15 protein-coding genes are annotated in these 13,045 nt (G+C 72.6%); 6 read left to right on the forward strand and 9 right to left on the reverse strand.

Annotated features, from left to right (window positions below):
• Nucleotides 1-659, forward strand: a 659-nt coding sequence (locus tag ABD374_RS25820) for a TerD family protein (RefSeq protein WP_344498010.1), incomplete at its 5' end; no start/stop codon positions are given.
• 19 nt (nt 660-678) lie between these two features.
• Here the strand turns inward: ABD374_RS25820 and ABD374_RS25825 are convergent.
• Together ABD374_RS25825 and ABD374_RS25830 are read right to left on the reverse strand one after the other, a co-directional pair.
• Entirely contained in the window at nt 679-906 is a 228-nt protein-coding gene (locus ABD374_RS25825; RefSeq protein ID WP_214899643.1) for a hypothetical protein, read from the reverse strand.
• Between the two features lie 215 nt (nt 907-1,121).
• On the reverse strand, nt 1,122-1,277 hold the full coding sequence (locus ABD374_RS25830) for a hypothetical protein (protein ID WP_344498011.1): 156 nt from the start codon (nt 1,275-1,277) through the stop codon (nt 1,122-1,124).
• A gap of 57 nt (nt 1,278-1,334) precedes the next feature.
• Between ABD374_RS25830 and ABD374_RS25835 the strand changes: the two genes are divergently transcribed.
• On the forward strand, nt 1,335-2,222 hold the full coding sequence (locus tag ABD374_RS25835) for a protein kinase domain-containing protein (RefSeq protein ID WP_344498012.1): 888 nt from the start codon (nt 1,335-1,337) through the stop codon (nt 2,220-2,222).
• Here ABD374_RS25835 and ABD374_RS25840 read toward each other — a convergent pair.
• Nucleotides 2,188-3,630 (reverse strand): alkaline phosphatase PhoX, encoded by a 1,443-nt coding sequence (locus ABD374_RS25840; RefSeq protein WP_344498013.1) that lies wholly within the window; start codon nt 3,628-3,630, stop codon nt 2,188-2,190. The two genes, ABD374_RS25835 and ABD374_RS25840, sit on opposite strands and share 35 nt — an antisense overlap.
• A gap of 110 nt (nt 3,631-3,740) precedes the next feature.
• Here ABD374_RS25840 and ABD374_RS25845 point away from each other — a divergent pair, with 110 nt between their 5' ends.
• The gene (locus tag ABD374_RS25845; protein ID WP_425577352.1) at nt 3,741-4,514 is read left to right on the forward strand and encodes an SDR family NAD(P)-dependent oxidoreductase; all 774 of its coding nucleotides are present in this window, start codon (nt 3,741-3,743) and stop codon (nt 4,512-4,514) included.
• A gap of 291 nt (nt 4,515-4,805) precedes the next feature.
• On the opposite strand, the gene ABD374_RS25850 is transcribed toward ABD374_RS25845, so the two are convergent.
• Entirely contained in the window at nt 4,806-6,272 is a 1,467-nt protein-coding gene (locus tag ABD374_RS25850) for a hypothetical protein (RefSeq protein ID WP_344498015.1), read from the reverse strand.
• A gap of 194 nt (nt 6,273-6,466) precedes the next feature.
• Here ABD374_RS25850 and ABD374_RS25855 point away from each other — a divergent pair, with 194 nt between their 5' ends.
• Nucleotides 6,467-8,335 carry an endonuclease/exonuclease/phosphatase family protein gene (locus ABD374_RS25855; protein ID WP_344498016.1) on the forward strand — a complete coding sequence of 623 codons (1,869 nt, stop codon included), beginning with the start codon at nt 6,467-6,469 and terminating at the stop codon, nt 8,333-8,335.
• A gap of 14 nt (nt 8,336-8,349) precedes the next feature.
• On the opposite strand, the gene ABD374_RS25860 is transcribed toward ABD374_RS25855, so the two are convergent.
• Nucleotides 8,350-9,075: an antibiotic biosynthesis monooxygenase gene (locus ABD374_RS25860; RefSeq protein WP_344498017.1), complete on the reverse strand. Its 726-nt coding sequence runs from the start codon at nt 9,073-9,075 to the stop codon at nt 8,350-8,352.
• Nucleotides 9,076-9,194: 119 nt separating this feature from the next.
• Between ABD374_RS25860 and ABD374_RS25865 the strand changes: the two genes are divergently transcribed.
• On the forward strand, nt 9,195-9,641 hold the full coding sequence (locus ABD374_RS25865) for a GNAT family N-acetyltransferase (RefSeq protein WP_344498018.1): 447 nt from the start codon (nt 9,195-9,197) through the stop codon (nt 9,639-9,641).
• A gap of 181 nt (nt 9,642-9,822) precedes the next feature.
• Here the strand turns inward: ABD374_RS25865 and ABD374_RS25875 are convergent, their stop codons facing one another.
• Together ABD374_RS25875 and dapD are read right to left on the reverse strand one after the other, a co-directional pair.
• Nucleotides 9,823-10,047 carry a hypothetical protein gene (locus ABD374_RS25875; protein ID WP_344498019.1) on the reverse strand — a complete coding sequence of 75 codons (225 nt, stop codon included), beginning with the start codon at nt 10,045-10,047 and terminating at the stop codon, nt 9,823-9,825.
• A 561-nt stretch (nt 10,048-10,608) separates the two neighbouring features.
• Nucleotides 10,609-11,598, reverse strand: a complete 990-nt coding sequence (gene dapD, locus ABD374_RS25880) for a 2,3,4,5-tetrahydropyridine-2,6-dicarboxylate N-succinyltransferase (RefSeq protein WP_344498020.1) — start codon at nt 11,596-11,598, stop codon at nt 10,609-10,611.
• 177 nt (nt 11,599-11,775) lie between these two features.
• On the opposite strand from dapD, the gene ABD374_RS25885 reads away from it, so the two are divergent.
• The gene (locus ABD374_RS25885) at nt 11,776-12,207 is read left to right on the forward strand and encodes a hypothetical protein (protein WP_344498021.1); all 432 of its coding nucleotides are present in this window, start codon (nt 11,776-11,778) and stop codon (nt 12,205-12,207) included.
• On the opposite strand, the gene ABD374_RS25890 is transcribed toward ABD374_RS25885, so the two are convergent.
• Nucleotides 12,197-12,574, reverse strand: a complete 378-nt coding sequence (locus ABD374_RS25890; protein ID WP_344498022.1) for a metal-sulfur cluster assembly factor — start codon at nt 12,572-12,574, stop codon at nt 12,197-12,199. The two genes, ABD374_RS25885 and ABD374_RS25890, sit on opposite strands and share 11 nt — an antisense overlap.
• Entirely contained in the window at nt 12,571-13,035 is a 465-nt protein-coding gene (gene sufU / locus ABD374_RS25895) for a Fe-S cluster assembly sulfur transfer protein SufU (RefSeq protein WP_344498023.1), read from the reverse strand. Before sufU ends, ABD374_RS25890 begins: the two co-directional genes overlap by 4 nt.
• Nucleotides 13,036-13,045: the final 10 nt, after the last annotated feature.

Below are 13,045 nucleotides of genomic sequence, written 5' to 3' on the forward strand. Positions count from 1 at the left end.
CCGACCCGAGGATCGCGGCCGCCCCCGCGGCCCCTGCGGCTCCCGCCGCCCCGCTCGCCGCCCCGGCCCCCGCCGCGAGCGGCAAGATCAACCTCGACAAGGGCCGGGTCAGCCTCCAGAAGAATCAGACGGTCTCCCTGGTCAAGGCCGGCAAGCCGCTGCTGTCCCAGGTCAAGATGGGCCTCGGCTGGGAGCCGGCGTTCCGGGGCAAGGACATCGACCTCGACGCGTCCGTCATCGCCTACGACGGGAACCGCAAGCACCTGGACAGCTGCTACTTCGGCAAGCTGTCGATCCTGAACGGCGCCGTCAAGCACTCCGGGGACAACCTGACCGGCGAGGGCGCGGGCGACGACGAGGTGATCACCGTCGACCTCGGCCGCATTCCCGCGGAGGCGACGGGCCTGGTGTTCACGGTGAACTCCTTCACGGGACAGAAGTTCACCGACGTGGCCAAGGCCTACTGCCGTCTGCTGGACGCGGCGACCGGTGAGGAACTGGTCCGCTTCGACCTGACGGGCGCCGAGCCGCAGACGGGGGTGATGATGGCGAAGCTGATCAAGCAGTTCTCAGGAGAATGGGAAATGACCGCGATGGGCGACTTCGTGAAGAGTCGCACCGTTCGCGGCATGGTCAAGCCGGCAGCCCAGGCCCTCTGACGCTCGCGCGCCGGAGGGACTAGAGCTTGGTCAGTTTGGTGAAGGGACTCAGGATGCGGCCTTGCCGCCCCGCGAAGTCGATGAGAACGGCTGCATCACCTTCGACTGCGATGACCCTCCCGAGTCCGAACTGATCATGCGAGACCCGGTCGCCCACCTCGAAAACCTCGATCGGGGGGGCGTCCGCGGCCGGGACGTTGAAGGGACTGGACGGCAGGTAGCGCCGGGCTCCGGCTGACTTTGTCATTAGTTGAGAGTATGCGCCCCGGGAGGCTGCCACGCCATGCCCGTCCATGATCACTTCACCCGGGGGCATCCGGTACCGGGTCGGCGGACACGTGCCGACCTGGTGTTCCGGACGGAGTGTGACCGGCCCGGCACCCAGCGAGATTCCGGGAGTGGGCCGGAATGTTCTCCGCCGACCGGGCCCCGTACGCGGGTCGCACGCCCTGGCGCCGGGGTTCACGCCCCGCCGTCCGCGACGGCCGCGACGGTGACGGGCAGCCCCTGCGGGGCCGGCCGCGAAGCCGCGGCAACCGACCGGCCCCCGTACGCGTCGCAGACGGTGTCCGGGACACTGGTCACGACCGAGGTGGCGATCACGACCGCGGTCGTCACCACGGGACACTGGACGGACCGGACGACCGGGACCGTACGACCGGGAGGGACCACGGCATGGCCGAGCGCGCGGAGTACCGCACCGTCTCCCTGATCGCAGAGGGCGGTACGGGCCGTGTCCACCTGGCGCGGGACCCCGCCGGGCGGCTGGTCGCCCTCAAGACCGTCCACGAGCACCTGACCGCCGCCCCGCGCTTTCGCGAGCGGTTCCGCCGCGAGGCCGCCGCCGCCCTCCGCGTCAAAGGCCCCTTCACCGCGACGGTGCTCGACGCCGGCCCGGAGGACCAGCGGCCCTGGCTGGCCGCCGAGTTCTGCGTGGGGCCACCGGTCGTCGAGGCCATCACCACGGTCGGCCCCCTGGGCCCCGCGGACCTCGGCACGTTCGGCTCGGCGCTCGCCGTGGCCCTGTCCGCCGTCCACGGCGCGGGGCCCGCCCTCCTCGACCTCAAGCCCGCCCACGTCCTGATCACCCGCCGGGGCCCGAAGATCGTCGACTTCGGTACGGTCGGCCGCTCCGCCGGGCTGAACCCGGCCGGTTCCGGTTTCCTCGGGTTCGTCGCCCCCGAGGAGCTGACGCCGGGCAGCCGGGCGGACACGCCCGCCGACGTGTTCGCGCTGGGGGCGCTCCTCGCGCTGTCCAGCACGGGGCGCAACCCGTTCGGGTCGGGCAGCCCCGAGCAGGTGACCCACCGGACCCTGCACGACGCCCCCGACCTCCTCGGCGTGCCGGGGACCGAGTGGCCCGGCTTCCTCGCCCGCTGCCTGGCCGCCGCCCCCGCGGACCGGCCGAGCATGCCCGAGGCCCTCGCCTGGTGCGCGGAGCGGGCCGCCCCCGTGCCGTGGTGGGAACAGGAACCGGCGGCCGGCCTGGTCCGCGAGCACGAGGAGGACCTGGCCGGGCTCCTCGCGGTCAGCGAGGGCGACGGCGCCGCCACGGACCGGTGATGGCGAGCAGGATGCCCGGCTTCTGGATACTGGCGTAGAGCGTCTTCCCGTCGGGCGAGAAGACGACCCCGGCGAACTCGCTGAACTCGGGCTCGGCCTCGCTCCCCACGTTGAGCTCGTTGCGGGCGATCGGGTACGTACGGCCGCTCTCCGTGGCGCCGAAGAGGTGCTGGCCGCCGTCGCCGTCCTCGGCGACGACCAGGCCGCCGTACGGCGAGACGGTGATGTTGTCGGGGCCGTCGAACCGCCCGCCCGTACCGAGCAGCACCTTCAGCGTGAGCGTGCGGCGCCTGGGATCGTAGAACCACACCTGCCCGTCGTGCGGCTCCCCCGGGCTCTCGTCACGGGCGTACGACGACACGATGTACGCACCGCCGTCGGTCCACCACATGCCCTCCAGCTTCCGGGCGCGCGTGATGTCCCCGTCGTCGAACTGCTCGCGCACCGGGACCGTCCTGCCGTCCCGGTCGGGCACGTCGATCCAGTCGACGCCGTAGACCGTGCCGATGCGCGTGGCGCGCGACAGGTCGTCGACGAACCGGCCGCCGGAGTCGAAGCACCTGGTGGCCTGGAGGGTGCCCGCGTCGTCGGCGAGTTCGCGGAGCTGCCCGCGACCGTGCGTGAAGCCGTGCGGCGGGACCCAGCGGAAGAGCAGCCCGTTGGGGGTCGAGGCGTCCTCGGTGAGGTAGGCGTGGCCGCGCCGGGGATCGATGACGACGGCCTCGTGGTCGAAGCGGCCGAACGCCTTGACGGGCCGGGGGTGGAGGTTCGCGCGGCGGTCGTGGGGGTCGACCTCGAAGACGTAGCCGTGGTCCTTGGTCATGCCGTTCTCGCCGGCCCGGTCGGAGTTCTCCTCACAGGTCAGCCAGGTGCCCCAACTGGTGCGCCCGCCCGCGCAGTTGGTCGAGGTCCCCGCGATGCCGACCCACTCGGCGACCTCGCCGCCGCGGTGCACCTCGACGACCGTGCAGCCGCCGGACGCGGCCGGGTCGTACACCAGGCCCTCGGCGAGCGGCACCGGGTGCTTCCACTGGGAGCGCACGCCCTTGAGCTCGTGGTTGTTGACGAGGAGCGTCACACCGCGCGGCCCCTCGAAGGCCGCGGTGCCGTCGTGGTTCGACGGCGTGTACTCGCCGGACTCCAGCCTGGTGACACCGGAGTGCGTGATGATCCGGTACGAGAAACCCGCGGGCAGGGCGACGACGCCCTCGGGGTCGGGGACGAGCGGCCCGTAGCCGGGGCCGTGCCCGCCCTTTCCGGCCTCGTCGCCGGCGCCCCCGCTCTCCGCCGGGTCGTCGGCGGCGAGGGCCCCGGGGGCGGTGGCGAGCGCGCCGACGCTGCCGACGAGCGCGACCGAGGCGCCCGTGAGCGCGGAGCGTCTGGCGAAGTCCCTGCGGGTGATCGTCATGCGTACCTCCTGAGGCCCGTGAGGGGCACGTGCTTTCGGCCCCAGGCTTCCGCGCGCGTATAAACGAGGGCTGAACAGCGTCCGACGTCCGAGAGGCCACCGTCATGCACGTGCCCCCGCAAGCTCCCCCTTCCGGCCGCCGCGTACTCGTCAGCGGCGCGTCGCGCGGTCTCGGCCGCGCCGTCGCCCACGCCTTCGCGGCGGGCGGCGACCGCGTCGCGGTCCACTACGGCTCCCGGCGCGAGGACGCCGAGCGGACCCTCGAAGGACTCGCCGGTACGGGCCACGTGCTGGTGGGCGGCGACCTGTCCGACCCGGCGGGCGCGGCCGCCGTGGCGGACCTGGCGGCGGAGGGGCTCGGCGGCATCGACGTCCTGGTGAACAACGCCGCCGTCAACGAACGCCACCCCCTCACCGAGACGCCGTACGACGAGTGGGCGGCGGTGTGGCAGCGCCACGTGGCCGTCAACCTGCTCGCCACGGCCAACCTCAGCCATCTCGCGGCCCGCCGCATGATCGACCAGGGCACGGGGGGCCGGATCGTCAGCATCGGCTCGCGCGGCGCCTTCCGCGGGGAGCCGGACCACCCGGCGTACGGGGCGACGAAGGCCGCGGTCCACGCGCTCGGCCAGTCGCTGGCGGTCTCCCTCGCGCCGTACGGCATCGGGGTGGCGTCCGTCGCACCGGGGTTCTTCGAGACGGAGCGGGTGGCGGACCGGTTGAACGGCGCGGAGGGCGAGGCGATCCGGGCGCAGAGCCCGTTCGGGCGGGTGGCGTCGGCGGAGGAGATCGCGGGCGCGGTGGTGTGGCTGGCGTCGCCGGGTGCGGAGTGGTCTTCGGGGGCGGTGCTGGACCTGAACGGTGCTTCGTACTTGCGGACTTGAGGTCGGCGGGGGGGCGGGGGCCCGGGGGCCCGGGGGCGACCCTGCGGGGCTTTCCCCTGTCCGCCCCTTCCCCGGCCGGGGGTCCNCCAGACCCCGCTCCTCAAGCGCCGGAGGGGCTGAGTTTGCCGCGTTGCGGCAACCTTCAGCCCGTCCGGCGCTTGAGGACACGCCCGAAGGGCGTCCGGGGACCTGGGGGCCTGCCCCAGTTTCGGGAAGGGACGGGCAGGGGAACAGCCCCGCAGGGCCCCGCACGCCGCACCCCGACCCGTCACCCGCAAACCCGTCGCCCCCTCAACCCGCCCGGCGCGACCTCGCCTTGAACGCCGCCTTCCGCGCCTCCTTCGCCGCCTTCTTGTCCGGGTGCAGCCGCCCCATCGCCTCCAGGACGTCCGCCGTCGCCGGGTGCTCCACCCGCCAGGCCGCGTCGAAGAAGCCGCTGTGCCGGCCGGTCAGACCCGCCACCAGCCCCTGGAGCTCGTCCGGTTCGCCGTCCGCGTCCAGCTGCGCGGCGATGGTGTCGATCGCGAGCCAGAAGATCATCGTCTCGGGCGGCGGCGGCACGTCCGAAGCGCCGTACTCGGCGAGCCAGACCCGGGCCAGGCCGCCCAGTTCCGCGTCGTCGAGCACCTCGCGGACCGCGCCCTCCGCCTCCGGGCCGACCAGCGACAGTGCCTGCTGGCTGCGGAGCCTGCGCAGCGGCGCGCCGGCGTCGGCGCCGCGCGCGGCGGCGAGCAGCTCCCGTGCCGCCTCTGCCGGTCCGCGGCGGGCGAGCCACAGCTGGGTCTCGGCGCCGGCCGCGGCCTCGGGGAAGTAGGCGATGCCGTCGAGCAGCGCCTCCGCGCCCTTTTCGGTGAGATCGCCGACGGCGGGCGCGTCGACGCCCGCTTCGAGCATGCGGGCCCGTACCCCGTACAGACCGAGCGGGGTGAGCGCGACCATTCCGTACCGGGAGACGTCCTCGTCGTCGACGGGCGGCTCGGGCTCCGCGCCCTCCTCCGCCATCAGCGCCTCGTCGACCGGCCGGTAGGCGACGAGGCCGATCGGCTCCAGCACCCTGAACTGGTCGTCGAGGCGCATCATCGCGTCCGACACCTGCTCCAGTACGTCGTCGGTGGGCTCGCCCATGTCGTCGGGCACGATCATCGAGGCGGCGAGCGCGGGCAGCGGCACCGGCCCGTCCGCCACACCCTCGGAGACGGTCAGCAGATACAGGTTGCCGAGTACGCCCTCCAGGAACTCGGCCTCCGCCTCCGGGTCCCACTCCAGCGCCTCGAAGTCGATCTGCCCGTCCTCGTCGACGATCCCGGCGAGGTCGTCCAGGACGGGCGCGGTGGCGTCGGCGAAGACGGCGTCGAAGGCGTCGAGCCAGACGGCGAGTACGTCCTGGGGGCTCCCGGAGGTGAGCAGCGCCAGGTTCTCGCCGGCCGCGGCGGTTCCGGTGGCCCCGGAGTCGCCCTCGGAGCCATCGGCGCCCTCAGCGGGGTCTGTCACGTCGACAAGTCCCGTATCGACGGCGAGCCGCCAGGCCTCGCTCGCCTCGGCCGCACCGTCCTCGTCGGCGGCGAGGCCGAGGTGCTCGGCGGCCTCGGGCAGCTGCTCGTCGGCGAGTTCACCACCCGCGCCGACCCGGGTCGCGGGCCCCGCCCACCGGGCGAGCCGTGCGGCGCGCGCGAGCAGGGGCGAGGTGAGCGCCTCACGCGCCAGCTCTGCGTCGGAGTGGAGCCGCGCCGGCGGCAGGGTGGGGCGTTCTCCGGACATCTGGGGGTTCTCCTTGGGCGCATGCGGGTCGGGCGGCCCCCAGCGTAGACGTATTTGCCCCCATGCCACCGGGTTCATGTACCCGTCAAGATCCGTACATCCTGAGCCCCTTGACAACCCCCGGGCCCACGCAAGAGATTGACGCGCGTAGAACTTCGATCGGCCCCCTCCTCCCTCGCACCCGGAGCCACGTGATGACAGCCCGTTCCTCCTCCCTCCCGAGATCCGCCGCAGTCGCGGCCGTCGTAGCCACCGCACTGGCGGGCGGACTGCTGGCAGGCTCGACCTCCGCGTCCGCCTCCGCCTCCGCCAACGCGTCCGCGTCCGCCACCGCGGAGGTACGGATCCACGACATCCAGGGCACCACCCGGATATCCCCGCTCGTGGGGCAGCGGGTCACCGACGTGTCCGGCATCGTCACGGGTGTGCGGACGTACGGCTCGAAGGGCTTCTGGTTCCAGGACCCGCAGGCCGACGCCGACGCCGCCACCAGCGAGGGCGTCTTCGTCTTCACCGGCTCCGCGCCGACCGTCGCCGTCGGCGACGCCGTCAAGGTGTCGGGCACGGTCGGCGAGTACGTCCCCGGCGGCACCTCGTCCGGCAACCAGTCGCTCACCCAGATCTCCAAGCCGGTCGTGACCGTCGTCTCCTCGGGCAACGCGCTGCCCGCTCCGGTCACCGTCTCGGCGAAGTCCGTTCCTTCCGCGTACGCCCCCGAAGGCGACCCGGCGGCGGGCGGCAGCATCAACGCGCTGCCGCTGGACCCGTCGGCGTACGCCCTCGACTACTACGAGTCGCTGGAGGGCACCAGCATCCGCATCGGGTCGTCGCGCGTGGTCGGCGCGACCGACCCGCACGCGGAGCTGTGGGTCACGGTGAAGCCCGGGGAGAACGACAACCGGCGCGGCGGCGCGGTGTACGGCTCGTACACCTCCCAGAACACCGGCCGGCTCCAGATCCAGCAGCTCGCGCCGGTCTCCCAGCAGCCGTTCCCCGAGGCGAACGTCGGGGACGTGCTGTCGGGCACGACCGAAGGGCCCCTGGACTTCAACCAGTACGGCGGCTACACGCTCACGGCCCGCACCCTCGGCACGGTCACCGACCGCGGCCTGGAGCGCGAGTCGACCCGGCCGCAGCGCCGCGGCGAGCTGGCGGTGGCGACGTACAACGTCGAGAACCTGGACCCCGGCGACCCGCAGGAGAAGTTCGACGCGCTGGCGGCGGCGGTCGTGGACAACCTCGCCTCGCCCGACATCCTCGCCCTGGAGGAGATCCAGGACGACAACGGAGCGAAGAACGACGGCACGGTCTCCGCCGGGGAGACGCTGGAGAAGTTCACGGCGGCGATCGCGGCGGCCGGCGGCCCGGCCTACGCGTGGCGCACGGTCGACCCGGTCGACAACAAGGACGGCGGCGAGCCCGGCGGCAACATCCGCCAGGTCTTCCTCTTCAACCCCGAGCGGGTCTCCTTCACCGACCGCGGGGCCGGCGACGCCACCACCGCGACCGGTGTCGTACGGGAGAGGGGCCGCGCGGCCCTGACCCACTCCCCCGGCCGGATCGACCCGGCGAACGCGGCCTGGGAGAACAGCCGCAAGCCGCTCGCCGGCGAGTTCACCTTCCGCGGCCGTACGGTCTTCGTGATCGCCAACCACTTCGGCTCGAAGGGCGGCGACGAGGGCCTGACCTCGCACCACCAGCCGCCGGTGCGCAAGTCGGAGGCCAAGCGGCTGGAGCAGGCGCAGTCGGTGAACGCCTTCGTCAAGGACATCCTGAAGGCGCAGCGCGACGCCGACGTGCTCGTCCTCGGCGACATCAACGACTTCGAGTTCTCGGCGACGACGAAGGCGCTGACGGCGGACGGCGCGCTCTACCCGGCGGTCGAGTCGCTGCCCCGCCCGGAGCGTTACTCGTACGTCTTCCAGGGCAACAGCCAGGTGCTGGACCAGATCCTGACCAGCCCGTCGATCGGGAGGTTCAGCTACGACAGCGTCCACATCAACGCGGAGTTCGCCGAGCAGAACAGCGACCACGACCCCCAGGTCATCCGCTTCCGCCCGTAGTCCCGGGAAGCCTCCTACCCGCCCGCGCTCAGGCTGAGCGCGGGCGTGTACCGCTTCACCCCGCCGCCCGTCACACCCGGGTAGCCGTGCACCTTCCGCCACTGCGGCGTCACCGAACCCACTCCGACGGGCCCGCCCAGCGCCTCGATGTGCGCCTCGACGCTCTCCCACTCCGCGTAGTTGAGCACGCGCGTCCCGTCCGTACTCACGTGGAAGTGACCGGCGATTCCGCCGGGGTGGAGGCCCTGATCGGTGCGGAGCGCCTCGAAGACGGTGTCGATCCAGTCCCGTTGCCGGGCCTCGTCGGGCCCGTCGAACTCGACGTCGACGATCACGACGGCTCCCGGCTCGCGCTCCCCGGCGCCGGGCGCGAGCGGCGTGCTCCGGTACAACTCGTACGCGTGGAGCCCGGCCCGCTCGATCCCGGGCACGGCCGCGTCGACCGCGGCGTTGCGGTCGTCCCTGGAGGTACGGAAGAACTCCCGGTAGTCCTCCATGCCGCGCCACTGCGAGTAGTGCAGCAGCGTGTCGCCGTCCTCTCCGACGTAGACGCTGTACGAGAGCAGCCCGGCGTCCGGCCAGGGCCGGCTCTGCCACGCCTCGGCGATGGCCTCGACGGCGGCCCGCTGCCGCTCGGGCGTACCGACCCGCCAGGTACTGGACATGACGACGCCGACGTCCGGCCGCCCCACCCGGGGAAGCGTGTCGACCTGTACGTTCCGCATGTTCCGCACGGACATGGTGGCTCCTCCTCGTCCGACGCACCACCGGGGCGCGTCCTCGTGCCCACCATGCTGAAACCTGAAGTCTGGTCGAGGTCAAGCGAACCGCCCACTACGGCTGTGCCAGAATCCGGGCCATGATCTTCCGCACCGCCACCCGCCAGGACCTGCCCGCCGTCCTGGTCCTCCTCGCCGACGAGGAGAAGGCCGTCGACCCGGCGTCCGTCGTCGTCGACGCGGTGCACGAGCAGGCTTTCGCGGCGATCGACAGCGACAGCCGCAACGAAATGCTGGTGCTGACCGACGGGTCCGGCACGGTGCTGGGCTGCCTCCAGGCGACGTACATACCGGGCCTCGGCAGGCACGGCGACGAGCGGGTCCTCGTCGAGGCGGTACGGATCAGGGCGGACCGGCGCGGGGAGGGGCTCGGGCGTGAGCTCATCACGCGGGCCGTCGAGCGGGCCCGCGAGCGTGGCTGCACGCTGGTCCAGCTCACCAGCCACAAGCGGCGCGGCGACGCGCACCGCTTCTACACCTCGCTCGGATTCTCGCGCAGCCACGAGGGGTTCAGGCTCGCCCTCTGAGGCCGGGAGAGGCCGGAGACCAGGCCGGGGAGAAGCCGGAGGCCGGGCGGCCTGCCGGCGGGCCCGGTCAGGGAACCGCTGCGGCCCGCCGACCTGACCACGGTCGACGGGCTGCTCACGGCGTACGGGGAACTCTCGGAATGCGCGGAACCGACAGGACCGGACCGGCCCCGGGTGCAGGTCAGTCCCAGACGTAGGTCCGCCCGAGGATGGCGGCGTGCTCCAGCACGTCCTCCGCCGGGTCGTCGATCTGGCCGGTGGAGAAGAGCATCACGCGGGGTGCGTTGTGCGAGTTGTTGTGCGTCTCGTCGGCGTGCGCCGCCCCGGCGGGCAGCCCCACCGCCATGAGTACCGCACCGCATCCGGTGATCCACCGGGCCAGCGCCCGTACCTGCCGCTCCTTCATACCGCTCCTTCGCCGTAACTCTTGTCACTCTTGTGACTCTTCGTCCAATGTGCCGACCTGCTTATCCACCCGAACGGCCCGGAAGTCACGCGGGTTCACCCGTCAGAGTGCGGTTCACGGCGGCGAGTACGGCCTACACGGACGCGGTCGGCCCGGAGGTGCCCCGGGCCCGCGCGCCTCGACAGGAGCAGCCCCGTGCCGCGAAGCCCAGGGTTCTCCGCCCTCGGCGAACGAGTCTCACGCAGGCCACTCGCCATCGGGTGTCCGCCGGTCCCCTCACCTCTCGCACCGGTTCGAAACATCCATGACTGACGTCGACGGCGCCCGACAGGGGGGCGATCACGAGCACCCCTGCCCGGTCGTCATGACGGGGGACCACAGCGGCCGGCACCGGCCCCGGCCGGACTCCTCATGCGGTACTCCACGCACGAGCGCCCTCCCGGGCCGTCCTGGGGACGCGGAAGGGCGCTCGATGGTGACCGGCGTCGACAGCCGGCGACAGCTCGGCAGCGGGTCGGAGTGTCGGTCGAAGGGGCGGCCGCAGGTCATGGCCGCCGGTGATCAGTTGTGGCTGTGCAGTACGTCGTTCAGGCCGCCCCAGACCGCGTTGTTCGGGCGGGCCTCGACGGTGCCGGTCACCGAGTTGCGGCGGAAGAGGATGTTGCTCGCGCCGGACAGCTCGCGGGCCTTGACGACCTGGCCGTCGGGCATCGTGACGCGGGTGCCCGCCGTCACGTACAGGCCCGCCTCGACGACGCACTCGTCGCCGAGCGCGATGCCGACGCCCGCCTCGGCGCCGACCAGGCAGCGCTCGCCGATGGTGATGCGGACGTTGCCGCCGCCCGAGAGGGTGCCCATGGTGGACGCGCCGCCGCCGATGTCGGAGCCGTCGCCGACGACGACGCCGGCCGAGATGCGGCCCTCGACCATGGAGGTGCCGAGCGTGCCGGCGTTGAAGTTCACGAAGCCCTCGTGCATGACGGTGGTTCCGGAGGCGAGGTGCGCGCCGAGACGGACGCGGTCGGCGTCGGCGATGCGGACGCCCTTGGGGGCGACGTAGTCCGTCATGCGCGGGAACTTGTCGACCGAGGTGACCTGGAGGTGCAGGCCCTCGGCGCGGGCGTTCAGCCGTACCGTCTCCAGCTGGTCGACGGCGACCGGGCCGAGCGAGGTCCAGGCGACATTGGCGAGGAGGCCGAAGACGCCGTCCAGGTTCTGGCCGTGCGGCTGGACCAGGCGGTGCGAGAGGAGGTGGAGGCGCAGGTACGCGTCGTGGGCGTCCAGCGGCTTGTCGTCGAGCGAGGCGATGACCGTACGGACGGCGACGACCTCCACGCCGCGGCGGGCGTCGGGGCCTGCGGCCTTCGGCGCGGCGGCGCCGAGCAGTTCGGCGGCGCGCTCGGCGGTGAGGCGCTCGGTGCCGGCGGGGCCGGGCTCGGCGACGAGCTCGGGGGCGGGGAACCAGGTGTCGAGGACGGTACCGTCCGCGGCGATGGTGGCGAGGCCGGCGGCGACGGCGCCGGTGGTGCGAGTAGCAGTCGTATCGGTCATGCCCGAACGCTAACCGGGACCGGCACGCCGAGGCGAACCGGTCCCGGATGCCGGGCGCCGACGCCTCCGGAAGACCCGTGGGCGTCGGCTCGCGGGGGGCCCGGCTCCGCCCCGTCCCGGAGTCCTCGGCCGCCGGGCGGGCTCCCCGTCGCCGCGCTGCGCCGCTCGGCCCTCCTGGTGAAGGGCTCCTGGTGGCGGATCTCCGGCATCACCATGCCGGCCTGGACCATCGCCGTGGCCGCGGGCTGCATCGTCCCGTTCCCGCTCACGGTCATCGGCGCGATGTCGAGCATGCCCGGCACGGCGGGCCTCGGCCCCGAACCCGGTGTCACGGAGGTCATCGCCCCGATGGGCACGTACCTGGTGTCCGTCCTGCCGGGCAGCGCCGTCAGCCAGACCGTCGCCACCCCTTTCCCCCAGCCGGTGACCGGTCTGCTCTACGTCGGCCGGCGCATCCGCAAGGAGGACCTGGCCCCGGTCCTCGCCGGGGCCGCGGCGGACCGACGACTCCGCCCGGCCGCTTCCGGCAGCACGCCGAGAGGCCCCCGGCGGAGTCCGCCGGGGGCCTCTCGCCCTGTGTACTGCTGCTGTACCGCTCTCAGACGTTGAAGCCGAGCGCGCGAAGCTGCTCGCGGCCGTCGTCCGTGATCTTGTCCGGACCCCACGGCGGCATCCAGACCCAGTTGATCTTCAGCTCGCTGACGATGCCCTCGGTCGCCGACTTCGCCTGGTCCTCGATGACGTCGGTCAGCGGGCAGGCCGCGGACGTCAGCGTCATGTCGAGCGTGGCGATGTTCGAGTCGTCGATGTGGACCCCGTAGATCAGGCCGAGGTTGACGACGTCGATGCCCAGCTCCGGGTCGACCACGTCGTACAGCGCCTCGCGGACCTCCTCCTCGGTGGCCGGGGCGGTCGTCACGACCTCGGTCCCGGTCTCGGCGGATGTCGCAGCGGTGGGTGTCGCGTTCTCGCTCATGCGGTCTTCCTCTCGGCGCTCTCGCCCAGTGCCTGGGCCGTCGCGTCCTTCCATGCCATCCAGCTCAGCAGAGCACACTTCACACGCGCCGGGTACTTCGAGACACCGGCGAACGCGACCGCGTCCTCCAGCACCTCCTCCATCGCGTCGTCCGGCTCGATCTGGCCCTTGGACTGCATCAGCTCCAGGAAGGCCGCCTGGATCCTCTGCGCGTCGGCCAGCTCCTTGCCGACCAGCAGCTCGTTCAGCACGGAGGCGCTGGCCTGGCTGATGGAGCAGCCCTGGCCCTCGTACGAGACGTCCTCGACGGTGTCACCGTCGTACTTCACGCGGAGCGTGATCTCGTCGCCGCACGTCGGATTGACGTGGTGCACCTCGGCGTCGCCGTCCCGCAAGCCCCGCCCGTGCGGGTGCTTGTAGTGGTCCAGGATGACTTCCTGGTACATCGAATCAAGCTTCACGGTCCCAGCC

Origin of the sequence: Streptomyces enissocaesilis (assembly GCF_039533765.1) — a bacterium.
Taxonomy (GTDB): Bacteria; Actinomycetota; Actinomycetes; order Streptomycetales; family Streptomycetaceae; genus Streptomyces; species Streptomyces enissocaesilis.